Origin of the sequence: Paraherbaspirillum soli (assembly GCF_042654985.1) — a bacterium.
GTDB classification, from domain to species: domain Bacteria; phylum Pseudomonadota; class Gammaproteobacteria; order Burkholderiales; family Burkholderiaceae_D; genus Paraherbaspirillum; species Paraherbaspirillum soli.
In genome coordinates this window covers 179,719-203,701 of sequence record NZ_JBHSMT010000029.1, presented here as the reverse complement: position 1 = coordinate 203,701, position 23,983 = coordinate 179,719, and the positions used below count along the sequence as shown (strand labels likewise).

Below are 23,983 nucleotides of genomic sequence, written 5' to 3'. Positions count from 1 at the left end.
GCGTCGGCGGTAATGGTAGAAAAACACGCAGCCCTGACAACAAAAAAGCCACTCACATTGCTGTAAGTGGCTTTTGTATTACTAAATTCTGGTGGGCCCCCCGTGAGTCGAACACGGCACCAACGGATTATGAGTCCGCTGCTCTAACCAAGCATGAGCTAGGGGCCCAATTCCTTCAATGCAGGCAAGTTTCGTATTATAGAAAAATACTTGCTAGAAAGGTAGTGGAAGTTTGGCGAGCCTATCAAATAATTGCCGATTGACTCGCCGGCTAACTTAGTTACCTTCCAGGAAGCTCTTCAATTTGTCGGAGCGAGAAGGGTGACGCAGCTTGCGCAGTGCCTTGGCTTCTATTTGACGGATCCGCTCGCGCGTGACATCGAACTGTTTGCCGACTTCTTCCAGCGTATGGTCGGTCGACATTTCAATCCCGAAGCGCATGCGCAATACCTTGGCTTCGCGCGGGGTCAACGAATCCAGGATATCTTTCACCACACCGCGCATCGATGCATGCAGCGCCGCATCTGCCGGCGCCAGCGTGTTGTTGTCCTCGATGAAATCGCCCAGATGAGAGTCGTCGTCGTCGCCGATCGGTGTTTCCATCGAAATCGGTTCTTTGGCGATCTTCATGATCTTGCGGATTTTGTCTTCCGGCATTTCCATCTTGATCGCGAGCGTTGCCGGATCCGGCTCGGCGCCGGTTTCCTGCAAGATCTGACGCGAGATGCGGTTCATCTTGTTGATTGTCTCGATCATGTGCACCGGAATCCGGATGGTGCGCGCCTGATCGGCGATCGAACGAGTGATGGCCTGACGGATCCACCAGGTGGCGTAGGTCGAGAATTTATAACCGCGACGATATTCAAACTTGTCGACCGCTTTCATCAAGCCGATGTTGCCTTCCTGGATCAAGTCGAGGAATTGCAGACCGCGATTGGTGTACTTTTTAGCGATCGAAATCACCAGCCGCAAGTTGGCTTCTGTCATTTCGCGCTTGGCCATGCGCGCTTTCTTTTCGCCGGCGCCCATCTTCTTGTTGATGCCGCGCAAATCCGGCAGCGGCAACACGACGCGCGCTTGCAGGTCGATCAAACGCTGTTGCAACTCTTTAACCGCTGGAACGTTCCGGCTCAGCACGGTGCTGTATGCGTGGTTGCCGTCGACTTCGCCGTTGACCCAGTCCAGGTTGGTTTCGTTGCCTGGGAAAACCTTGATGAAATGCAGGCGCGGCATGCCGCATTTATTGACCGCGACATCCAGGATCTGGCGTTCGATCTGACGCACTTCATCCACTTGACCGCGCAATGTGTCGCACAGCTTTTCGACTACTTTGGCGGTAAAGCGAATGCCCAGCAATTCATTGGAAATGATTTCCTGCGCTTTGATATAGGGCTTCGAGTTGTAGCCTTCTTTTTCGAAAGACTTGCGCATCTTGTCGAACTGGCTGGAGATGGTTTCAAACTTGGCCAGTGCATCGCGCTTCAGCTGTTCCAGCTGTTCTGCCGAGAAGCCGGCGGCGCCGGATGTCGAGCTGCCTTCATCCTCTTCTTCGCCTTCTTCTTCCTCTTCGTCCTCTTCATCGCCGTCGTCGTCGGCGGGCGCTGCCGCGCTGGCAGCCAATTGCTCGTCCGACTGATTCGGGTCGACCAGGCCATCGACTATTTCGTCGATCTTGATTTCGTCCTTGGCGATCCGGTCGGCGGTCAGCAAAATTTCTGCAATCGTTGTCGGGCATGCGGAAATCGCCTGGATCATATCCTTCAGGCCATCTTCGATACGCTTGGCGATTTCGATTTCGCCTTCGCGCGTCAACAACTCAACCGAACCCATTTCACGCATGTACATGCGGACCGGATCGGTGGTGCGGCCAAAGTCGGAGTCGACCGTCGACAGCGCAGCTTCCGCCGCCGCTTCCGCATCATCATCGCTGGCAACCGTGGCGACGTTGTCGGACAGCAGCAGGGTTTCCGCATCTGGCGCTTGTTCGTAAACCGCGATGCCCATGTCGCTGAAAGTACCGATGATGCCTTCGATGGCTTCCGGATCGATAATGTTTTCAGGCAGGTGATCGTTGATTTCCGAAAAGGTCAGGAAGCCGCGCTCCTTGCCCATCTTGATCAAGGTCTTGAGCTTTTGACGACGCGCTTCGAGTTCTTCCTCGCTGGCCTCGGTGTCGGACGAGAAGGCATCCTTCAGCAATGCCTTTTCTTTGGCTTTGCGATCTTTCGCCTTGGCTTTGTCGACCGCCTTCAGTTCGGCCCGCTCGACCGCGTTCAGTGCCGCGACTTCGTCGTTCTCGGGCTGAAACTCTTTTGGCTTGCGACCACGACGTCCGGGCACCTTGACCGACGGCAGAATGTAGCCGGAAGTATCAATCGCCGCCAATGTTGCGGCATCCGTGGTTTGACTTACGCCTGATCCAATCATCACGCTCACGTCCGCTTTGGCGGCGGCTGCAGCGACATTTTTGGATGATTTGACGACTTTGAGTTCGGGTTTCTTGTTTGTCACAGGGGCTTTCGATTTCACAGATACTGGTTTTGCAACAGTTCTTGATGCACTTTTATTCGTGGTCGTTGCAGTTGCTTTAGACGCTGCCTTGGAAGCAATTTTGGCAGCTACTTGAGGCACTACTTTTTTGGTAGCAGGCCTGGTTACGGCTTTGGCAGGAGATTTTTCCGATGCTTTGCCGTGCGATCTCGCAGCGGACGGTTTTTTTAAAGCGGACTTCGCCGTCGAGGAAGAGTCAGCAGACTTGGCCGCCACAGGTTTTGCATTTTTCACGGAAAGTGTCAGGGGTTTCGCGGATTTCTTCATTGCGTTCGCCATGGAATCAACTACCAATCTGGTTACACTGATTTGCGCGATGCTTTATGATGCTATTGCCTGTACTCTGACCGTTCAACTTTTGACAAGCTTAAATTGCCAGCAGAGCCACCTACGCGCTATACCTCAATTTCGTTCCTATCTCAAAACAATCTTCCGCTGTCAATTCAACGTCTAACCTGGATGCTCTAAGGCGTTGAATCTAAAGCTTTTAATTATAACATATGGAGGCGCTTTCCTCCAATTCAAGCGGTTTCGCCGTGCGGCCGGATTCTCCTCTTTGATGGCCCGGGAGGTCGCTTTTCCTGCCTCGTTTCAGCGCAAAGCGGTTTCTGCTTCGGCTTCTCGACGTAACTGTTCCTGCTGTTGCATCAGCTCCCGAAAGCGCTTGTGCGCTTCTTCAGTGCCTAGTCCGGTTGCGGCCAGCTGATCTATCTCATTTCTTAATATCTTCATTTTAGTCTGCCGAATTGCTCCCGCCAGTTCCAGTCGAGCTGCTTCGGGTTCGGATTCCGACTCGGCTGCGATTTCAGCTATCAGCGACTCAAAATCCGCGCCGCTTTCGCGTAAATGCTCTGCCAGCGTCGCGAAGTTGGCCTGCTCGCCCATCGCCTGACTCGCGGCAATCAATTGCGCCAGCATTTCAGCGCGGTCCGGTGCGAAGTGCGCAACCGCTGACAAGGCGGCTTCATCCAGTTCCGACGCGAATGCCGGGTGTGCTACCAGCAAGCGGATGATCTGCCGTTCCAATCCCACCGGGGCCGGGCGATTGCTGCGTGGCGGCGCCAGCCGGGTGCGCGCAATGGGTTTGGCTAATTCAAACAATGATTCGATTTCGTCCGCTGTCGATTGCGTCAACTGCGCCAGGCCGCGCACGATTTGCAGTCGCAATGACGATGGCGGCATTGCCTGTAGCAAAGGCTTGGCATCAAATTGCGCTCGCGCACGACCTTCAGGCGTACTCAACTCTACTTCTGCGGTGACCTCGTTCAATAAAAATTGCGACAGCGGCATGGCGTCGTGAATTCGCTGTTCAAACGCTTCGGCTCCTGCTTCTCGAACAAAACTATCGGGATCGTGCTCCTGCGGTAAAAACAGGAATTTGATCACTTTATCGTCAGTTGCATGCGGCAAGCAGGCATCCAGCGCGCGTCGCGCAGCTTTCCGGCCGGCGCGATCGCCATCGAAACTGAACACAACTTGATCCGTTTGGCGCAACAGTTTATGCACATGGGTCGGGGTGCAGGCTGTTCCCAGTGTGGCTACCGCTTGAGGGAATCCCAGTTGGGCCAACGCCACCACGTCCATGTAGCCTTCGGTCACCAGGACATAACCGGCGTCTCGAATCGACTGGCGCGCTTCGAACAAGCCATACAGCTCGCTGCCCTTCTGAAATAAGGGTGTTTCTGGCGAATTCAAGTATTTCGGTTCGCCGCCGTCCAGCACGCGGCCGCCGAAACCAATGACTTGCCCCTTGGTATTGCGGATCGGGAACATGATGCGATCGCGAAAGCGGTCGTAGCGTTTGCGATTATTGCCATCTTCATCGGTGCGATCGATAACAAGCCCGGCTTCGACCAGCGCAGTAACTTCATAATCAGGGAATACTTTGCGCAAGCTATCCCAGTTATCCGGCGAATAGCCGAGGCCGAACCTGGCGGCGATTTCGCCGGTAAGTCCACGTCCCTTCAAATAGTCGACAGCATGTGGTGCGTGGCGCAACTGCTGCCGATAAAACTCGCATGCGGCGTTCATTGCATCGGACAGCGCCAGACTTTTTGCCTGGTGTTCGGCGCGCTGAGCGGGCGGAATCTTGTGGTCGTTGTCCGGCACGGCCATGCCGACGCCTTGCGCCAGATCCTTCACTGCTTCGACAAATCCGAGGCCGGAATATTCGATCAGAAACCCGATGGCGGTGCCATGCGCACCGCAACCGAAGCAGTGATAAAACTGCTTGGTAGGACTTACCGTAAAGCTGGGCGACTTTTCATTGTGAAACGGGCATAAGCCCATCAGGTTCGCGCCGCCCTTTTTTAATTGGACGTACCGGCCCACCACGTCGACAATGTCGATGCGGTTAAGCAGGTCTTGTATAAAGGATTGTGGGATCACAAAGACTTAGCAACAATGCGCGCAATGTCGAGCATGGTAGATGGTCAGGCCTTGGTTAGTGCCGATTTGATTAATGCCGAGACCACTCCCATGTCGGCTCGGCCCGCTAGTTTTGGCTTCAAGATCGCCATGACTTTGCCCATATCCTGCGGGCCGGCGGCGCCGCTGGCGGTGATTGCGCTGGTTACTTCTGCCTGGATTTCGGCTTCGGATAAGCCGGCCGGCATGTAGGTGGAAAGAATGGTCAGCTCGGCTTTTTCGATATCTGCCAGATCCTGGCGTCCGCCGGCTTCAAATTGGCTGATTGAATCCTTGCGTTGCTTGATCATTTTTTCGATGATGGCAAGCACATGCGTGTCGTTTAATTCAATTCGCTCATCGACTTCTTTTTGCTTCATCGCCGCAGTGATCAGGCGGATGGCGCTCAGTTTCGCGGTATCTTTGGCGCGCATCGCGGCCTTCATATCTTCGGTAATCTGTTCTTTCAAGCCCATGAAATTCTCCAGGTGGTGTTTTTCGTTATAGAAGAAGCAAAAATGACGGATTGTCTGGTCAGGCGCGGATTGCGGCAGCCGTGTGTTGTACGAAGGGTGCTGGAAGCGTGTGAAATGAAAATTGGATTTATTCTCGGGTGCTGCAGTATATCGCTCCAGCAGATAAACGGCAAAACCCGCCGCGGAACAGCACCGGAGCGGGTTTGTAACTCTACCTAGTCAACCGCACTAAGTGCGGCGAAGAATCAGTACAGCTTTTTCGGCAATTGCTGGCTGCGGATGCGTTTGTAATGACGCTTCACAGCAGCTGCGAGCTTGCGCTTGCGCTCGGCTGTTGGTTTCTCGTAAAACTCGCGTGCGCGCAACTCGGTCAGCAGGCCAGTTTTTTCAATAGTACGCTTGAAGCGACGCATGGCGACTTCGAACGGCTCGTTTTCTTTAAGACGAATTGTGGTCATGTGAATTCAAACCAAGTTGGTAAAGGGAAGAGGGCGATTATAGCGAGGAAAGCCAATAAAAGGAAGTGCTATCGCCGCCCTAAATGAATATTGGCGCATATCTGCAACATTTCTCGAAATACTCAGGGCAATATTTCTTCGCGCTGGCGGTCGCGATACAGAGCCAGCAAGGCGCCGAAGGCTCCTCCAAGAATGAGCCCAACGATCAGGAATAGTGGGAGCTTTGGAAAATATGGGCTGTCAGGAACGAAGGCAGAATCAATCACCGAAGTTGGAAAGGTGTTGGTCGGCGTGCGAAGGTCTATCATTGGCGCGCGCTCAGCGGTCAGGTTGCGTATTTGCTCATCCTGTTTTGCCAGCAAATTGATGGCGATAACGCTTGGGGCAAACTGAGCCCCGCTTTTCGATTCGTTTGCACTGGCCAATGCGGTCTCGAGGCGACCGCGTTCGGCCTTGGCTTCGGTCATTTGGCGCGCGTTGTTGTCTAGCCTTTGGTCCAGGTTCTTCACCAATGGAGCCATGCGTTGGTTATGTAATTCGATCAGGGTTTGTGCTGCCGCGTCCAGATATGTTTTCGCGTCTTTCGGGGAAAAAGCCGCAACGCTGATTTGCACAAAGTTAGTATTTTTTACTACGATTGCTTTCAGGGATTTGCGGAGCAGGCGGGTACGATTATCGGCGTTATCGTCGAGTGGCAAGCCCACAGCAGTTAGCACTTTGTTTTCCGTGTCACGCTGAAGCACACGCTCGGCAGCCTGCGGCGGTAGTTCGATCAATGTGGGCGTAAAAAACGATGAGGACGCAGATGGCAGCGGCATTTGCCCGATTTGCAGAGTTGCCGAGGCCTGCCACTGAGATGGCACAAACAACCAAAGCGCCGTTGCAATTGCCAACGCAAGCACAATGCAAGACACAAATACGATCCAGTTGCGCTTGAAGATCTTCCAGATCGCGGCAAGATCAATCAATCCTGTATCGTCAATCAAAGCGGAATCGGTATTGTGATTTAAAGCATTTTTTGAAGCGTTATTCGGCATGGGAAGAGTGATTTTTTAATTTGATGTAGCGGATTCAACCGTAAACTTTAGCATTGATTCAGGGGCGGTCCAAACGGTAAAGCCCGTCATTACACGGGTGTGATCAAAGGCTTAAGCCGGCGGCAGTGGCCGATGCCCAGGCCCATTGAAAGTTGTAGCCGCCAAGCCAGCCGGTAACGTCTACTGCCTCGCCAATGAAATGCATGCCAGGAACTTTGTTGGAGACCATGCTTTGCTGCGATAGTTCCTTTGTATCAATTCCGCCCAAAGTCACTTCGGCTTTGCGATAGCCTTCCGACCCATTGGGGACGATGGCCCAGCGGTTGACGGCATCGCCTAAATTTCGCAGCAGGCGGTCGGGAGTGTCGGCGACGCGCGCCATCGGGTCAAGCTTATTTGCTTCAATCAAACCATGTGCAAGCCGTGCCGGCATCCATTGGGCAAACAGGTTGCCGAGGTTTTTCTTGATGGATGTTTTGCCGTTGATTAAAGTTTCGGCGACATCGATCTCCGGTAAAAGATTGAGTACCAAGGGCGTGCCGGTCTTCCAGAAACTGGAAATTTGCAGGATCGCGGGACCCGACAGGCCGCGATGGGTGAATAACAGATCTTCCCTGAATTCGCCGCGCGTTTTCTTTTCTCCGGTTTGTACTTCAACCGGCAACGCGATCCCGGCGAGCGGCAAGAATGGTTGCCAACCGGCATGATCAAAAGTCAGCGGGACCAACGCGGGTCGCGGTTCGATCAAGCGCAAATCAAATTGACGGGCGATGCGGTAGGCAAAATCGGTGGCGCCGATCTTAGGGATGGACAAACCGCCGGTGGCGATGACGACGTTGCTTGCGAGTATTTCGCCGGCACTGGAATCGACTCGAAACAGGTCGCCACTTTTGCCAATGGCTGCGACGCTGCAGGGCATGCGCCAGCTGACGTTGCCGAGATCGCATTCGGCTTTTAACATGGCAATAATTTGTTCGGCGGAGTCATCGCAGAACAGCTGTCCCTTGTGTTTTTCGTGATACCCGATCCGATATCGTTTCATCAGGCTGATGAAGTCTTGCGGGGTATAGCGCGACAGCGCGCTTTTGCAAAAATGCGGATTTTGCGACAGGAAATTTTGCGGCCCGGCAGTGACGTTGGTGAAATTGCAGCGGCCGCCGCCGGAGATGCGGATTTTTTCTGCCAGCTTGGTGGCGTGATCGATCAGGACGACTTTTTTTCCTCGTTGACCGGCGACTGCGGCACACATCATGCCGGCCGCGCCGGCGCCGATTACGGCGACATCAAATTGTTTTACCATCGATTGCTTAGTGCAAATTAATAATTCGGATTATTGAAAATAGGGTGGCGGCTCTTGCCCCATCCACAGCTCTGACGACAGCCGCATCATGTCATTGAGGGAGCCGCGTTGGGCGAAAGTCTGCCTGAGCCAGTCGGCATCGGTCAGGCGTTCACGCGCCATGTGGCGCAGTCGATCCAATGCCAGTTGTTCGGCATCGTTCTGAGTATACCGTTGTAGATCTTGTAGCAGGTTCAGAATATGTTCGTAGATGGGCTGCTTGTATGAGTTTGCGGGCGTGTCGCCATGTGATGCAATCGCGCCCTTCAAGCCGTAGCGGCTCGCTTCAAAACGGTTGTACTGATACAGCAGATAAAAATCGTCGCTGATGACAAACGGCCTCTCGGTCAGCAACCAGCGCGCCAGCAATTGCGCATAGCATCCCAAGTGCGCGGCGTGTTCAATCGTCAATGGCGTGTCACACACGCGGATTTCGACGGTGCCGTACTCCGGCTTGGGCCGGATGTCCCAATAAAAATCCTTCATGCTTTCGACGATGCCCATTTGCAGCAATTCATCGTAGTAGCTTTCGAAATCGGTCCACCGATGGAGCACCGGGGCAGTCCCCGACAACGGGAATGCGCGCACCACATTACTGCGCGAAGACGCAAACTTGGTGTCCGCGCCTTGATAAAACGGCGAGGCCGCCGACAGCGCAATGAAATGCGGCACGAATCGCGAAAACGCGTGGGTCAGGTACAGCGCATCGTCCCCATTCGGCACCCCGATATGGATATGCTGGCCGAATACTGTGAAGGTCTTCGCCAGGTAGCCGTATTTTTCATGCAGGTGACTAAAGCGCTCGCTGGGCGTAATGCGTTGTTCATTCCAATGTTGGAAAGGATGCGCGCCGCCGCCTGAGACGTCGATGTTCAGGTATTGCGCGCCTCTGTTCAAGGCTGCCCGCAAGCCTTTTAGTTCTTCGATCAATTGATCGACTCGGGTATGCACGTCGGAATTCAACTCGATCATGCCCTGCGTCATTTCCAGCTTGATCTGCTTTTGCAACTCGCGCGGCTCGATCCAGGTCAGCAGGTCCACCGCGTCGCTGGCCAGGTTGTAATTGCGCCGATTAACCAGCTGCAGTTCCAGCTCGATGCCCATCGTGAAAGGCGTTGACGAAGTAAACGGCAAAATCCCCGTCTTTTCTTCCGCGCTCGGTTGATTGTCGATTGGTGTGCCTTCTGTCATGGTGTCAGCCCTCATTCACGTCCGCTTTCTCCCGATTTGATCAACGCAAACTGCGTTGCAATCGGGCCGAATAATTCCAATACGATCAGGCAACCGGCCAGCAAGGGCATGACATCTGCGGTGGTGTGCGGGTAAAGATAAGAGGTGGTTTGCATCAATCCCAGGCCGGCTTCGGTCATGGGCAAGGTTCCCAATGTGATCAATGCTGCCTGCTTCCATTTCATTTTGGCGAAGCGGGCGAAAGCAAAAACGCCGCAAGCCATGGCGAGGAAGCGGGCGCCGATCAGCACCGCCACCGAGGCGCCCACCATCGTCAGATCGGACAAACGGATCGAAGCGCCGATCGTCACAAACAGCATGACGATGAATAGTTCATTGGCGACGCCGAATTCCAGTTCCATCAAGTCGTATTGATGATCCAGGTTCTTCGACATGATCGCGAAGATCAGCATGGTTAACAAGATAGGCAGCTGCAACGCGTGCGCAGCGCCTATCGTCAGCGTGATGACGGCAATCACCAGTACGAATTGGCGGCTTGGCTGACGTCCCAGCAGACGTGCCAGCGGTATCATCAAGCGATAAGTCAGATACGCCAACAGCAGCGAACCGGACAGTGAATAAAGCGTGTGCGTGAGCAGGGTGCTGAATGGTGTCGAGCCTTCATGAGCGATCGCCGGCAATAAAGCATAGGCGGCCAGCAAAGCGACAAAATTATTCAATGCAGTCATTGCTGCCAGGCGGCGCGTAACCTGACCTTCGGCCTTCAGATCGCGCACTACCACCATCACTACCGCCGGCGCGGTTGCGATGGCAAGCACTCCGCCCAGCAATGCCATCACGGGAGAAGTGCCGAACCAGGTCAGCGCGCCGCTGACAAACGTGAAACACAACACGGCACTGGTGAGCACCGTTGCCAATAGCCATTTTTCACGCCGCAGCCAGCCAATATCGACATAGCGTCCTAACTGATACACCGCCAGGGCCATCGCGATGTCGGCAAAAATATTCGCCAGTTTGAGCAAATCCCCGGACAGCAGATCGAGGCCGCCGACGCCCAATACATACCCGACCAGCAAGTAGCCGGTGATGCGGGGAAACCATGGGTTTTTCGTGACGATATATCCGCCCACCAGGCCGGATAACAACAAGCTGCCGAACAATAACAGCGCATTCCATTTGATTGGCTGTGCTAGAGCAAAGAGTGGAAGTGTCCAGTCCATGGATGCTCCTGAAAGTGGTCTTGCGGGTCTTGTCGCTACTAACTACTATACTGCGCAAGATGCGGTTTGGGCGGACGAAAAAGGGTACGACAGAATGACCATTTCGTATTGCTTTATGGTCAGGGACACACGATGTTGCAGTGATCTCGAATTGCTGGAATGCCGGATGATACAGGTATCCACCGGCGGCGTTGTTGATGCTTTGTCAGCCGCAGCGCGAATTAGTTCCTGTTAGCAATTCAGGACGCCAGGGTCCTGCAAACCATCAAACATTTCTCGACTTGTTTCGAAATCGACTCCGGTATCAACTCCTTTTGCGTCAGCGCTTGCTTGATCCAGTTGGCGGTAGCGGCAGCGTCGTGTCCGTCTGGAAGTGCCGGGATCTCTTCGGCAACGTTTTGTTTTTCCACCAGCGTGGTTTGCTTGCCCGCATGAAACCAATCAATCTTCTGTGACCTCTTGGCATTGGCGACTGTTTCCCCTTCAGTGCCGCGCATCAAAAACACGTCTCCGCGTTCCGTCGCCGCAGCGGTAGTGAAATAAGCTGTCAACATTTCCAGGTATTCGGGATGGGTGTACGACGTCAAACGCAATGCCGGTGCGACAAACGGTTGCATGATCTTGACCAGCGTGTGGGTCGAGTTGCGGACCCCTAGAACCCGGCGCATCGCCAGCAAGCGCGCCATCTTGGGCGCCAAGACCTCGATCGGCATGAACGCCGGCAGCCGTTGCTGGAAACATTGCTTTACCTGGTCGATGCTGTTGCAGGGCGGGAGGCCCAGCGCGTCAAGGATTTCCGCGCTGGTCACGCGGCCGGGATCGCTGGACACGCCATGGACCAATACCGGCACGCCTTCGCGCGCCAGCAGCAAGGCCAGCAACGGCGTCAGGTTGGCCATCCGGCGAGCGCCGTTGTAACTGGGGATGACAACCGGTGCATAACGGGGCGTATTGCTTGCAAGTTCGGGTGGCAGCGCGATCTGTGTAAACGACGCTTCGGCCGCATCCAGAAATCCGGCGATTTCGTCGACCGATTCGCCCTTGATGCGCATCGCCAGCAGGATGCCGCCAAGCTCCAGATCCGAAACCCGGCCGTCCAGCATCGCCGCATATAAGGCATGCGCGTCGGCGCGCGACAGGCTGCGCGCGCCGTCCTTGCCGCGGCCGATCTCCTTGATGAAGCGGGCGGCTGCGAACGGTTCTGCCGGTGGGGTATTTTTCATGTGTGAGTGGATAGGATGGATTGCACGACTAGAATTACAGAATAATTCAGATCAGATTTGCAAGGATTCTACTGTAGCGACCGATTAATGGCCGGTCGTCAGGTAGAATCCCCCGAAAATTAATTAACGTAGCTGCTCGCAGCGTTCTTATCTCGATTTATATGGCACTTGATCCTCGCGAGCTTGAAGCACTGCGGCCGCAGTTATTGCGTTTCGCGCAATTGCAATTGCGCAACAACAGCCTGGCCGAGGATACCGTATCGGAAACCATCCTCGCGGTACTTGAGCATCCGGAACGCTTTCAGCAGCAATCTTCTTTCAAGACATACGTGGTTGGAATCCTCAAGCACAAGCTGATAGACCAGCTGCGGCGCGGCCGGCGCGAAGTGCAATTGAATAGCGATGAAGACGACGCGGACCGCAGCGACGCCGAGATGGTTGATGCCTTGTTTACGCGTAACGGTCATGCGGTCGAAGCCGCACCCAGCTGGGGCAACCCGGATCAGGCGCTGGAGCGCAAGGAGTTTTTTGATATTCTGCAATTGTGTATTGATAAGCTGCCGGCCAAGACGGGACGTATTTTCATGATGCGCGAATGGCTGGAACTGGATACCGATGCCATTTGCAAGGAACTCGACATTACTACCGCGAACGCCTGGGTATTGCTTTATCGGGCCCGGGTCCGATTGCGTGAATGCCTGCAATTGAATTGGTTTGGCGCACAACCCTGAGGGCACCTTTAAAAAAACCGTAGCGAGCGGTCCAAGGTCGGGGCGAGAAGCGGAGACGTACGACTGTACGGCGAGCATCACAGCCCCGAGATTGGGCCGCGCAGTAGGTTTTTCGAGGTGCCCCTGACCATTTTGTAAGCATTTAATGTGTAATGCGACCAATCAACATGCAGCAATGTTTTTTACAAAGCCAGCTAAATTATTCTTATGCCGTACAAACGCCTGATTCCACACTGTCGCGACACCCAACTGCTGTTGTCTCAAGCGCAGGATTGCCGCCTGTCGCCGCTGACCCGCGCGCGGGTGCGGGTGCACCTGTGGACTTGCGAGGCTTGCACCACCTTCTCGCGACAGTTGGATGTATTGCGTCTAGCCATGCAAAAACTCGGTCGGGATTGAGCCAGGGCGCACTGAATTACGCGGGCGCTTTCATTTACAATGCGCCATTCCAAAAAATCTATCCTTCCCATGATCGTCCTCGGCGTTGAATCTTCCTGTGATGAAACCGGCCTTGCGTTGTATGACACGCAACGCGGTTTGCTGGCCCATGCCTTGTATTCGCAGGTAGCGATGCATGAGCAATACGGTGGCGTGGTGCCGGAACTGGCTTCGCGCGACCACATTCGGCGTGCCATTCCCTTATTGCAACAAGTGCTGGCGGAAAGCGGCATCGCCCGCAACGACATCGACGCGATCGCTTACACGCAAGGGCCGGGATTGGCTGGGGCGCTGCTGGTCGGGGCTTCGATAGCCTGCGGCTTGGGGCTGGCGCTGGATAAGCCGATGCTGGGCGTGCATCACCTGGAAGGTCATTTGCTGTCACCGCTGCTGGCCAGCGATCCGCCGACCTTTCCGTTTGTCGCATTGCTGGTGTCCGGCGGCCATACGCAGTTGATGCGGGTGGACGGCGTCGGCCAATACGCGCTGCTGGGAGAAACCCTGGATGATGCTGCCGGTGAAGCATTCGACAAGTCGGCCAAACTGCTTGGCCTCGGCTATCCCGGCGGACCGGCCATTTCACGGATGGCGGAATTTGGCGATCCTACGGCTTATCAGCTGCCGCGGCCGATGTTGCATTCGAAAAACCTGGATTTCAGTTTTTCCGGTCTTAAAACAGCGGTGCTGACTCTGGTGAAAAACCATACCAATATCTGCGACCAGGACAAGGCCAATATCGCGCGCGCGTTTGTCGATGCGCTGGTGGAAGTGCTGGTCGCAAAATGCCTTGCGGCATTGAAGCAAACCGGCCTCAAGCGGCTGGTGATTGCCGGCGGCGTCGGCGCCAACCAGCAATTGCGGAGCGCGCTCAATGCGGCAGCCGAAAAGCGTCGCTTTCGGGTGTATTACCCGGAACTGGAATTTTGTACCGATAACGGTGCGATGATTGCGTTCGCCGGCGCCATGCGACTGCAAATCAAACCGGAGGCGGCACAACGCGATTACGCCTTCAATGTGCGGCCGCGCTGGCCGCTGGATGAACTTGGGATCTAGCAATCTCAGCACCATCGCGGCAAAGCGTATAATGCTGGACTGTGGCAAAAAAGTGTGCTGTCGATTTTGAATGAATTCGGCAGCGCCGGCCACATCCATTCGGCTTGGACGAGCTTAATGCGGGTTTCACGGAAATCGCAGATAGTCATCAACCAGTCGACACGAAATTCACGAATAAATGAGAGCAATAGTGCCTTGGTACGAATGTAAATTCGTCGTTCCCGTGCATGCCGCACGGAAGGCCGCCAACTACCATGTCTGACATCCAGTCCGAGATTCAAACCGATTCAGCAGTACCCGATACGTCCGCCATCCGCTTCAGCGATTTCGGGCTATCGGCCGATATCCTGCGCGCGCTGAGCGACCAGGGATATGTCAACCCGACGCCAATTCAGGCGCAAGCGATTCCGATCGTATTGCAAGGCCGCGACGTGATGGGCGCGGCGCAAACCGGAACCGGCAAAACCGCCGGTTTTTCGTTGCCGATCATCCAATTGTTGTTGGCGCACGCCAATACCAGCGCATCGCCGGCACGACATCCGGTGCGGGCGCTGATCCTGACCCCTACCCGCGAACTGGCGGATCAGGTGGCCGACAACGTTAAAGCGTATAGCCGTCACACCGCGTTGCGTTCGACCGTGGTGTTCGGCGGCATCGATATGGCGCCGCAAACGGCAGCATTGCGCGCCGGGGTCGAAATCGTGATCGCGACGCCGGGACGACTGCTGGATCATGTCCAGCAAAAAACACTGAACCTGTCGCAGACCCAGATCCTGGTCATGGACGAAGCCGATCGCATGCTGGATATGGGCTTTTTGCCTGACTTGCAGCGCATCATCAATCTGCTGCCGACTGAGCGCCAGAATTTGATGTTCTCCGCGACGTTCTCGGGCGAGATCAAAAAGCTGGCATCCAGTTTCCTCAAAAATCCGGTGACGATCGAAGTCGCGCGCAGCAATGCGACTGCCGACAACGTTACTCAGACCATGTACCGGGTGGATGACGGGACCAAGCCGGATGCGGTGTCGCATATCATTCGCGAACGCAATCTGAAGCAGGTGATCGTGTTTTCGAACACCAAGATAGGCGCATCGAAGCTGGCGCGACATCTGGAAAACGAAGGCGTCAAGGCGTCGGCGATCCATGGCGACAAGACGCAGAATGAGCGTATGGCCGCGCTGGAAGCATTCAAGCAAGGCGAGATCGAAGTGCTGGTGGCGACCGACGTTGCTGCGCGCGGTCTGGATATTGCCGAGCTGCCTTGCGTGATCAATTTCGACCTGCCCTACAACGCCGAGGACTATGTGCACCGGATTGGCCGTACCGGTCGCGCCGGCGCCTCCGGCGATGCGATTTCGCTGTATTCGGAGAAAGACGAGCGCTTGCTGGTTGATATCGAAAAAATGATCAAGCACAAGTTCGTGCGCGCGGAGTTGACGGGGTTTGTGCCGAAGCCGGCCTTTGAGCGCCCGGCGCGGCGCGAGGGTGCTGAACGTAATGGCGAGCGTCGCGACCGAGGCGACCGCAGTGAAACCCGCGGCAGTTCATCCGAGCGTAGTACTCACCATACACGCAGTGCATATACCTCTACACCCATCTCGCGCAAAGAGAAAATCGATCCCTGGTTTCTCAAGCCATATGAGCCGACTGTCCCAACCGATGCCGCCAACGGCGCTGCATCGAATGCACCACAGGCAGGTGCGTCCATCAAGCCGCCGAAGCACAAGCTGGCTGCTTTGCTGGGCGGGGCGCCCAAACGCTAGGGCACCTCGAAAAACCTACTGCGCGGCGCAATCTCGGGGCTGCGATGCTCACCCGCTCCGTACGGCTGCAGGTGTTGCAACTTCGTCGCCCCGACCTTGAGCCGCTCGCTACGGTTTTTCGAAGTGCCCGTGCTGTGGAAAATGGTGCGTCAATCCTGACGCGCCGTCTCCAGATTGGCCCATGCCATCGTGGCTAGCGGCCAGAACGCAGCGACGGTATCGACTGGTCCAATGTCGAGTCCCAGGAACCATGCCGCTTTTTTGACGGCGTGCAGCGGTTGGCTTAGATCAATCGCTTGTGCGCCATTTTGCTTGGATAATTTTTCGCCGTCCGCATTGGTGATGACCGGCACGTGCAGATAACTCGGTGTCGCCAACTGAAGCTGTCGTTGCAGATAAATTTGCCGTGCGGTCGAATCCAGCAAGTCCGCGCCGCGCACGACATGCGTAATGCCCTGATCTGCATCGTCGACCACTACCGCCAATTGATACGCCCAAAAGCCATCGGCGCGCTTCAATACAAAATCACCCACTTCCAGCGCCAGGTGCTGCTGCACCCTGCCGACCCAGCGATCGTCAAACATCACCAATTCATCAATGTGTCCGGGATCCGGTACGCGCAACCGATAGGCCCTGGCGGCTTTGCCGACCGGCAAGCCATCGCGACAGGTGCCGGGGTAGACGGCCGCCCCATCGGCCGCGGTGCAAATGCGGGAATCGACAATTTCGCGGCGCGTGCAGCCGCACGGGTAGGCCAGCCGCCCAAGCCGATCAAAGGCCGCTTGATACAAGGCGGTGCGCCCGCTTTGAAATACCACCTCGCCGTCCCAATGCATGCCCAGCGCGGCTAAAGCCGCCAAAATCGACTCGCTGGCGCCGGGCGCCGTGCGTGCTTCGTCGATATCCTCGATCCGCAGCAGCCAGCGGCCGTGGTGCGCTTTTGCATCCAGATAGCTGGCCATCGCCGCCACCAATGAGCCGGCGTGCAGCGGGCCGGTAGGCGAGGGCGCGAAACGGCCGATATAGTTCTGTTGATTAAGCATGGTCGATTGATGCCAGATGAGGTAAGACCGGCGCCGGCGATCCCGCAGGTGAGCCTAGCAATGCGCGCTGGGTCGCCGGATCGCTGAGCCGACCGATGAACCATTTTAGACATTTCCCCACTGCCGGCGTGCGCCAGGCAATCTGGGTTCTGTCGCTGGGTTTTGCTTCGACCGTTTTCTTTTCAATCAAGGCGCCCGAGGCTAAATAGGGCGCGGCCAGCCAGCGCGGTAAATGACCGCAGCCGAGACCGTTGAGCTGGGCCTGCAATTTGGCCGGGATCGACGGCACGGTCAACGTGTCTTGTCCGGACAGTAAGCCGGAGGTGATGCTGGGTAATACGCGGCCGCTGTCGCCGACCGCAATCGCGCGGTATTGTTGAATCACGCTGGCGGTCAAGGGTTCCGTTGCGGCTTGCAGCGGATGCCCGGGCGCCACTGCGAAGACCCATTCAATCGAGCCCAACGGTCGGGTCTGGAAGCCGCCGCTCATGCGCATGCTGTCGGGCACGTTATACGGCGCGCCGATTACCAGGTCGGCGCGATCATGCAATAACGCTTCCCACACGCCCGACAATGTCTCATGTGAAATGCGCAAACGGGTGCCGACATTTTCTTGATCGAAGGCATTGATCAATGGCAATAAACTTTCAAACGAAATGATACTGTCGACGACGATCCGCAGCTCGACTTCCCAGCCGGTAGCGGTGCGCTTGACGCGGCGTTCCAGTTCTTGTGCCGCCTGTAATAGATGGCGGCCCTCGGTCAGCAACTCCAGGCCGGCCGTCGTCAGCTTGGCGCGGTGGCCGCGACGGTCGAACAGCAACACGTCAAGGTCTTCTTCCAGCTTGCGCACACTGTAAGTAAGCGCTGACGGCACCCGGTCCAGCGCGACCGCAGCAGCGGCAAAGCTGCCCTTGCGGTCTATCGTGTCGAGAATTTGCAGGGCTTCCAGCGTCAGGTTCATGGGTGGCGTACCAGTAAAACATTGCAAAAAATTCATTCAGATAAATTGAATGATATGTCGGAAATTCAGGCCTGTCTAAAGCGATTCCGGAGAATTATAGTGTCAAGCGTCGCAGCAAATTCCGTACAAAGATTTCCCTAGTGGAAATATTTAACCAGGATATAACATGATCGAACTACGTAAAAGCACCGATCGCGGTCACGCCAATCATGGTTGGCTTGACTCGTATTTCAGTTTTTCGTTCGCGGAATATCATGATCCGCAGCATATGGGTTTTGGTCCATTACGCGTGATCAATGAAGACCGCATCAATCCCGGCAGCGGTTTCGGCACGCATGGCCACAAGGATATGGAAATCATTTCCTATGTGCTGGAAGGGCAATTGGCGCACAAGGACAGCATGGGGACCGGCAGCGTGATTCAGCCGGGCGACGTGCAGCGTATGAGCGCCGGTACCGGAGTACGGCATTCCGAGTTCAATCATTCGTCGCAGCCGACACACATGCTGCAAATCTGGATCCAACCGAACGTGCTCGGGGTTGAGCCGAGCTACGAAGAAAAGAAATTCTCGCGCGCGGAAAAGGAAGGTCGGCTGCGGCTGGTGGCATCCGCCGACGGCCGTCAGGGCTCAGTCATTATCCATCAGGATGCCAGTCTGTATGTCGGCTTGTTTGACGGCGCACAAAGCGCAACCATCAGCCTGGCTCCGCAACGCTTGGCTTATGTACACGTAGCGCGCGGCAAAATATTTGCCAATGGGCAATTGCTGGAGGCTGGCGATGCCGCTAAAATCAGCGGCGAATCGGAACTCCGCATAGCCGGCGGCGAACAAGCTGAGGTACTGGTGTTCGATTTGCCGCATTGAGGCAACTTCTACCAAGCTGCTCGGTTGATAGAGGCGGTCTGTTTTTATTATTCGTACTGATTTTCACCCAACCAGGTTTTACGTTGAAAGGGCATCACAATGACTAAAGTCGCTATCGTTTTCCATTCCGGCTACGGCCATACAAAAAAACAGGCAGAAGCGGTTCATGCCGGCGTGCTGCGGGCTGCGGGCGCTACCCCCGAATTGATCGGGATCGACGCCGAAGGCAACCTCAGCGACGCTGCCTGGGCCTCGCTGGAAGCAGCGGATGCGATCGTGTTCGGTTCGCCGACTTACATGGGCAGCGTTTCCTGGCAGTTCAAGAAATTCGCGGATGCCTCGTCGAAGCCTTGGTTCGGTCAAAAATGGAAAGACAAGATCGCGGCCGGCTTTACCAATTCGGCGACCATCAATGGCGACAAAGGCAGCACCATGAGCTATTTGATGACTTTCGCTATGCAGCACTCCATGATCTGGGTCGGTACCGGCTTGATGCCGGCGAACAGCAAGGCAGCGCAACGCAATGACGTGAATTTCCTCGGCGGCTTCGCCGGTGCGCTGGCGCAAAGCCCGTCCGATTCCTCACCGGAAGAAGGCCCGACAGTTGGCGATCTGGAAACCGCCAAGCAGTTCGGCAAGCGGGTGGCCGAGACTGCGCAGAAGTTCAAGAAGTAATGCGCAAATAGTGCGTGAATAAAAAAGCCCGCTGGCAATGTCAGCGGGCTTTTTATTTGAGGAGCGCGATAGATGGCGGTCAATGCGCCGCAGTCGCTGCTCCTGTGGTTCCAGAGCTGTTTTCCGACGCGCAATGCGGGCACGACTTGCCGGCGACGTATTGCGGAGACAATTGCTCGCGCGGCGTCACCACTGCACGACAGGCGTAACACTGCGCGGTGGCGGTTTCCTGCAATTGCGGATTGAGCGCGGTCCGATAGTCGAATACAAAGCAATCGCCGTCGTAGTGGGCACCGCCGCATTCTTCAAAATATTTGAGAATGCCGCCTTCCAGCTGATAGACGCTGTCGAAGCCGACATTTTGCATGTGGATCGCCGCTTTTTCGCAGCGGATGCCGCCGGTGCAGAAGGTCACCACGGTTTTGTCTGCCAATGCTTCCTTGTGCTCGGCAACCACGGCCGGGAATTCGCTGAATTTTTCGATGCGGTAATCGATCGTGTCTTTAAACGTGCCGACATTGACTTCAAAAGCATTGCGGGTGTCGAGCATCACCACCGGGCGGCCGTTATCGTCATGTCCTTGGTCCAGCCAGCGCTTCAGGGTCTTGGCTTCCACTGCCGGCGCGCGGCCCAGTTCCGGCTTGATCAGTGGATGCTTCATCGTGATGATTTCCGCTTTCAGCTTGACCAGCATGCGGGTGAACGGTTGCTTTTCGGAATAGCTTTCCTTCACTTGCAGGTCGGAAAAACGCTGGTCGGCGCGCAGCCAGAGCAGAAATTGGTCGATTTGCTCGCGCAAGCCGGCCAGGAACAGGTTGATTCCCTCAGGAGTAAGCAGGATCGTGCCTTTTAGTTGCAATTGCTTACAAATTGCAAGAAATTCAGGACGTTTTTGTTCCGTGTCCTCGAATGTCACAAACTTATAAGCGGCGATATTGACGTAGGAATGACTGGACTGCATAAGCTGATTTCTCTGTAAGTCGTTGATTTCTCAGTATTATAAACGTCGACCGCATGATTGCCCAATAGTGGCAGGGGCGTCGGGTAAAATACCGCCCATGACGACACCGCAATTTACCCATCTCCGCCTGCACTCCGAGTATTCCATTGTCGATGGCCTGGTGCGCATTGACGACATAGTGAAAGCCGCAGCCAAGGACGGCCAGGCGGCGCTTGGCATTTCCGACCTGGCCAACCTGTTCGGCATGGTCAAATTTTACAAAACCGCACGCAGCAAAGGCGTCAAGCCGATTATCGGCTGCGACGTCTGGATCACCAACGACGATGAGCGCGACAAGCCGTCGCGCCTGCTGTTGATGGTCAAGAACCGTGCCGGCTATTTGCAATTATGCGAATTGCTGTCCAAAGCCTGGCTGGAGAATCTGCACCGCGGCCGTGCTGAAATTCGCGCCGAATGGCTGGAAGCCTTGCAGCATCAAGCCAACGGCAATGGATTGATCGCCTTGTCCGGCGCGCACTTTGGCGATGTCGGGATCGCCATCGACAATGGCAATCTGGCTGCCGCAGAACGTTGCGCAACGCGCTGGGCGCGCATCTTCCCGGATAATTTTTATATCGAGATCCAGCGCGCCGAACAACCCAATATGGAGCCGCACGTGCGGCAGGCGGTGGCGCTGGCGGCCAAGCTGCAGTTGCCGGTGGTGGCGACCCACCCGACCCAGTTTCTGAATAAAGAAGAATTCATCGCGCATGAGGCGCGTACCTGTATCGCCGAAGGCGAAATGCTGGCCAATGCGCGAAGAGTCCGGCGCTTCAACGATCAGCAGTGCTTCAAGACCCAGGCCGAGATGGTGGCGCTGTTTGCCGATATGCCGGCGGCGCTGCAAAACTCGATTGAAATTGCCAAGCGCTGCAATTTGACGCTGCAACTGGGTAAGCCGAAGCTGCCGGATTTTCCAACGCCGGACGGCATGACGATTGGCGAGTTCCTGGTGCAGCAATCGCAGGAAGGGCTGGAAGCCCGTCTGGTGCATTTGTTCCCCGACGAGACCAAGCGCGAGCAGCAACGCCAGCGTTATCAGGATCGTCTGAAATTTGAAACCGACACCATCATCAAGATGGGTTTCCCAGGTTACTTCCTGATCGTTGCCGAATTTATCCGCTGGGCAAAGGAAAATGGCGTGCCGGTCGGCCCCGGACGGGGTTCCGGCGCCGGCTCGCTGGTCGCTTATTCGTTGCAGATTACCGATCTGGACCCGCTCAAATACAACCTGCTGTTCGAGCGCTTCCTGAATCCTGAGCGGGTTTCGATGCCCGACTTCGATATCGACTTTTGCCAGGAGGGCCGCGACCGCGTGATCCAGCACGTCAAGGATCTGTACGGCAAAGAAGCGGTGTCGCAGATCGCCACCTTCGGCACGATGGCGGCCAAGGGCGCCATCCGCGATGTCGGACGGGTGCTCGATTTCGGCTACATGTTCTGCGACGGCGTGTCCAAGCTGATTCCATTCAAGCCGGGCAAGCATGTCACGATTGCCGATGCGATCCAGGAGGAACCGTTGCTGGCGGAGCGGCTGGAAAACGAGGAAGAGGTCAAGCAGCTGCTCAACCTCGCGCAACAGGTCGAAGGGATTGCGCGGAACATCGGCATGCATGCCGGCGGCGTCTTGATCGCGCCCGGCAAACTGACCGATTTCTGTCCGCTGTACACGCAAGGCGGCGATGCCGGCGTGGTGTCGCAATACGACAAGGACGACGTCGAAGCGGTCGGTCTGGTCAAGTTCGACTTTTTGGGCTTGACCACGCTGACGATCCTGGATCGGGCGGTGCGCTACATCAAGCAGCTCGATCCGGCGATGGCCGATTTCAGCCTGGAGAAATTGCCGCTGAATGACCGGGCATCGTATGACTTGCTGACCGCCGCTAAAACGGTCGCCGTGTTCCAGCTGGAAAGCCGCGGCATGCAAGGCATGTTGAAAGATGCGCGTCCCGACCGTTTCGAAGACATTATCGCGCTGGTGGCGCTGTATCGTCCGGGTCCGATGGACCTGATCCCCGATTTTTGCAAACGTAAGCACGGCGAGCGTTTCGACTATCCCGATCCGCGCACCGAAGGCATTTTGTCCGAAACCTACGGCATCATGGTGTATCAGGAGCAGGTGATGCAGATGGCGCAGGTGGTCGGCGGCTATTCGCTCGGCGGCGCGGATTTGCTGCGGCGGGCGATGGGTAAGAAAAAGGCCGAAGAAATGGCGGAGCATCGTCAAATCTTCCGCGACGGTGCGGCCAAGGATGGCCTGTCCGAAGCCAAGGCCGACGAGATTTTCGACTTGATGGAAAAGTTTGCCGGCTACGGTTTCAATAAATCGCACGCTGCCGCATACGCCCTGTTGTCGTATCACACCGCGTACCTGAAAGCCCATCATCCTGCCGCCTTCATGGCCGCCAACTTGTCGCTGGCGATGGACGATACGGAAAAGGTCAAGATCCTGGTCGAAGACGCACTGGACGTGTGCAAACTGACCTTGCTGCCGCCCGACATCAATCTGTCGGAATACCGCTTTACGCCGGAAGGGCAGCCCGGGAAAAAAGCGACCTTCATCCGTTACGGCCTGGGGGCGGTCAAGGGCTCCGGCCAAAATGCGATCGAGGCGATCGTTGCTGCACGGAAGGAAAAACCGTTTGTCGATTTGTTCGATTTCTGCCTGCGCGTCGATAAACGCCAGATCAATCGGCGCACCATCGAATCGCTGATACGGGCCGGCGCGTTCGACTGCTTCAACGTCGATCGCGGCATTTTGCTGGCATCGGTCGGACGCGCGATGGAAGCTGCCGACCAGAAGCTGGCGTCGGCCAACCAGGTCAGCCTGTTCGGCGGCGACGACAGCGATCTCGAAGCGCCGATGGAATACGTGCAGACAACGCCATGGACCGACAAGCAGAAACTGACTGAAGAAAAAATCGCGTTAGGATTTTATCTGTCAGGTCATTTGTTCAACGCCTACGCTGCCGAAGCGCGCCGTTTTGCCCGCACGCCGCTGGGCAGCCTCGAACCGTCGCGTGAACCGCGCACTTTGGCAGGCATCATCTCGGGCTTGCGCGCGCAAATGACCCAGCGCGGAAAGATGATGATCGTCACGCTCGATGACGGCAGCGCTACGGTCGATGTCACCGTATATAGCGAGCAGTTCGAACCGAACAAGGCTTTCTTCAAGGAAGATGAATTCCTGGTGGTGCAGGGCAAGGTCTCGGAAGATCGCTTCAACGGCGGTTTGCGCGTGTCGGCCGAAAAGGTGATGGATATCGCTGCGGCGCGGATTCAGTATGGGCGGCAATTCGTGTTGTCGCTGTCTTCTTCCGAGCCGCGGATCGATGCGACGCAACTCAAGAGTGTCCTGACGCCACATCGCTCTGAAAGCGGATTGCCCCTGACTGTACGCTATACCGGCGGCGGCATCGGTTGCGAGATATTGTTTAGCGATCAATGGCGGGTTTCGCCCAGCGATGGATTGCAGAGTTCACTAGTGGAGAAACTAGGTAAAGAATCCGTGATGGTGGAGTATTAAGAACCTGTTTGCGATCTTATTGCTT

Annotated in this window: 20 protein-coding genes and 1 tRNA gene; 8 read left to right on the top strand and 13 right to left on the bottom strand. The window is 55.9% G+C overall.

Translation table 11 applies throughout. The features are described 5' to 3' along the window. Positions 1 to 89: 89 nt before the first annotated feature. Together ACFPM8_RS18520 and rpoD are read right to left on the bottom strand one after the other, a co-directional pair. Positions 90 to 168 (bottom strand) — tRNA-Ile (locus ACFPM8_RS18520). 108 nt (positions 169 to 276) lie between these two features. Further along, positions 277 to 2,511: an RNA polymerase sigma factor RpoD gene (rpoD, locus tag ACFPM8_RS18515; protein ID WP_378999719.1), complete on the bottom strand. Its 2,235-nt coding sequence runs from the start codon at positions 2,509 to 2,511 to the stop codon at positions 277 to 279. 127 nt (positions 2,512 to 2,638) lie between these two features. Here rpoD and ACFPM8_RS18510 point away from each other — a divergent pair, with 127 nt between their 5' ends. Then, on the top strand, positions 2,639 to 3,004 hold the full coding sequence (locus tag ACFPM8_RS18510; protein ID WP_378999718.1) for a hypothetical protein: 366 nt from the start codon (positions 2,639 to 2,641) through the stop codon (positions 3,002 to 3,004). Between the two features lie 137 nt (positions 3,005 to 3,141). Here ACFPM8_RS18510 and dnaG read toward each other — a convergent pair whose 3' ends face one another. The 8 genes from dnaG to ybiB form a co-directional block, all read right to left on the bottom strand. Beyond that, positions 3,142 to 4,938: a DNA primase gene (gene dnaG / locus ACFPM8_RS18505; RefSeq protein ID WP_378999717.1), complete on the bottom strand. Its 1,797-nt coding sequence runs from the start codon at positions 4,936 to 4,938 to the stop codon at positions 3,142 to 3,144. Between the two features lie 44 nt (positions 4,939 to 4,982). Next, complete coding sequence (locus tag ACFPM8_RS18500) at positions 4,983 to 5,432, bottom strand: GatB/YqeY domain-containing protein (protein WP_378999715.1); 450 nt, start codon at positions 5,430 to 5,432, stop codon at positions 4,983 to 4,985. Positions 5,433 to 5,677: 245 nt separating this feature from the next. Continuing rightward, positions 5,678 to 5,890, bottom strand: coding sequence for a 30S ribosomal protein S21 (gene rpsU / locus ACFPM8_RS18495; protein WP_005665410.1), 213 nt, complete (start codon positions 5,888 to 5,890; stop codon positions 5,678 to 5,680). Between the two features lie 122 nt (positions 5,891 to 6,012). Beyond that, positions 6,013 to 6,927, bottom strand: a complete 915-nt coding sequence (locus tag ACFPM8_RS18490; protein ID WP_378999713.1) for a Wzz/FepE/Etk N-terminal domain-containing protein — start codon at positions 6,925 to 6,927, stop codon at positions 6,013 to 6,015. A 103-nt stretch (positions 6,928 to 7,030) separates the two neighbouring features. Further along, positions 7,031 to 8,227, bottom strand: coding sequence for a BaiN/RdsA family NAD(P)/FAD-dependent oxidoreductase (locus tag ACFPM8_RS18485; RefSeq protein WP_378999711.1), 1,197 nt, complete (start codon positions 8,225 to 8,227; stop codon positions 7,031 to 7,033). Positions 8,228 to 8,257: 30 nt separating this feature from the next. Continuing rightward, entirely contained in the window at positions 8,258 to 9,457 is a 1,200-nt protein-coding gene (locus ACFPM8_RS18480) for a YbdK family carboxylate-amine ligase (protein WP_378999709.1), read from the bottom strand. 11 nt (positions 9,458 to 9,468) lie between these two features. Further along, positions 9,469 to 10,677, bottom strand: coding sequence for a cation:proton antiporter (locus ACFPM8_RS18475; RefSeq protein WP_378999707.1), 1,209 nt, complete (start codon positions 10,675 to 10,677; stop codon positions 9,469 to 9,471). 239 nt (positions 10,678 to 10,916) lie between these two features. Further along, positions 10,917 to 11,900, bottom strand: coding sequence for a DNA-binding protein YbiB (gene ybiB / locus ACFPM8_RS18470; protein ID WP_378999706.1), 984 nt, complete (start codon positions 11,898 to 11,900; stop codon positions 10,917 to 10,919). A 161-nt stretch (positions 11,901 to 12,061) separates the two neighbouring features. On the opposite strand from ybiB, the gene ACFPM8_RS18465 reads away from it, so the two are divergent. From ACFPM8_RS18465 to ACFPM8_RS18450, 4 genes are all read left to right on the top strand, one after another. After that, the gene (locus tag ACFPM8_RS18465; RefSeq protein WP_378999704.1) at positions 12,062 to 12,631 is read left to right on the top strand and encodes a sigma-70 family RNA polymerase sigma factor; all 570 of its coding nucleotides are present in this window, start codon (positions 12,062 to 12,064) and stop codon (positions 12,629 to 12,631) included. Positions 12,632 to 12,838: 207 nt separating this feature from the next. Continuing rightward, the gene (locus ACFPM8_RS18460) at positions 12,839 to 13,030 is read left to right on the top strand and encodes a zf-HC2 domain-containing protein (RefSeq protein ID WP_378999703.1); all 192 of its coding nucleotides are present in this window, start codon (positions 12,839 to 12,841) and stop codon (positions 13,028 to 13,030) included. 69 nt (positions 13,031 to 13,099) lie between these two features. Beyond that, a complete protein-coding gene (gene tsaD / locus ACFPM8_RS18455) occupies positions 13,100 to 14,122 on the top strand; it encodes a tRNA (adenosine(37)-N6)-threonylcarbamoyltransferase complex transferase subunit TsaD (RefSeq protein ID WP_378999701.1) in 1,023 nt (340 codons plus the stop codon). Between the two features lie 254 nt (positions 14,123 to 14,376). Next, complete coding sequence (locus tag ACFPM8_RS18450) at positions 14,377 to 15,885, top strand: DEAD/DEAH box helicase (RefSeq protein WP_378999699.1); 1,509 nt, start codon at positions 14,377 to 14,379, stop codon at positions 15,883 to 15,885. Between the two features lie 149 nt (positions 15,886 to 16,034). Here the strand turns inward: ACFPM8_RS18450 and gluQRS are convergent, their stop codons facing one another. Continuing rightward, positions 16,035 to 16,928: a tRNA glutamyl-Q(34) synthetase GluQRS gene (gluQRS, locus tag ACFPM8_RS18445; RefSeq protein ID WP_378999697.1), complete on the bottom strand. Its 894-nt coding sequence runs from the start codon at positions 16,926 to 16,928 to the stop codon at positions 16,035 to 16,037. After that, on the bottom strand, positions 16,921 to 17,892 hold the full coding sequence (locus tag ACFPM8_RS18440) for a LysR family transcriptional regulator (protein WP_378999695.1): 972 nt from the start codon (positions 17,890 to 17,892) through the stop codon (positions 16,921 to 16,923). The genes gluQRS and ACFPM8_RS18440 overlap by 8 nt, the downstream gene beginning before the upstream one ends. Positions 17,893 to 18,058: 166 nt before the next feature. Between ACFPM8_RS18440 and ACFPM8_RS18435 the strand changes: the two genes are divergently transcribed. After that, positions 18,059 to 18,757: a pirin family protein gene (locus ACFPM8_RS18435; protein WP_378999693.1), complete on the top strand. Its 699-nt coding sequence runs from the start codon at positions 18,059 to 18,061 to the stop codon at positions 18,755 to 18,757. 99 nt (positions 18,758 to 18,856) lie between these two features. Continuing rightward, positions 18,857 to 19,432, top strand: coding sequence for a flavodoxin family protein (locus tag ACFPM8_RS18430; protein ID WP_378999691.1), 576 nt, complete (start codon positions 18,857 to 18,859; stop codon positions 19,430 to 19,432). Positions 19,433 to 19,511: 79 nt separating this feature from the next. On the opposite strand, the gene ACFPM8_RS18425 is transcribed toward ACFPM8_RS18430, so the two are convergent. Continuing rightward, positions 19,512 to 20,393, bottom strand: a complete 882-nt coding sequence (locus ACFPM8_RS18425) for a sulfurtransferase (protein ID WP_378999689.1) — start codon at positions 20,391 to 20,393, stop codon at positions 19,512 to 19,514. A gap of 97 nt (positions 20,394 to 20,490) precedes the next feature. Between ACFPM8_RS18425 and dnaE the strand changes: the two genes are divergently transcribed. Beyond that, the gene (dnaE, locus tag ACFPM8_RS18420; protein ID WP_378999687.1) at positions 20,491 to 23,958 is read left to right on the top strand and encodes a DNA polymerase III subunit alpha; all 3,468 of its coding nucleotides are present in this window, start codon (positions 20,491 to 20,493) and stop codon (positions 23,956 to 23,958) included. Positions 23,959 to 23,983 lie beyond the last annotated feature (25 nt).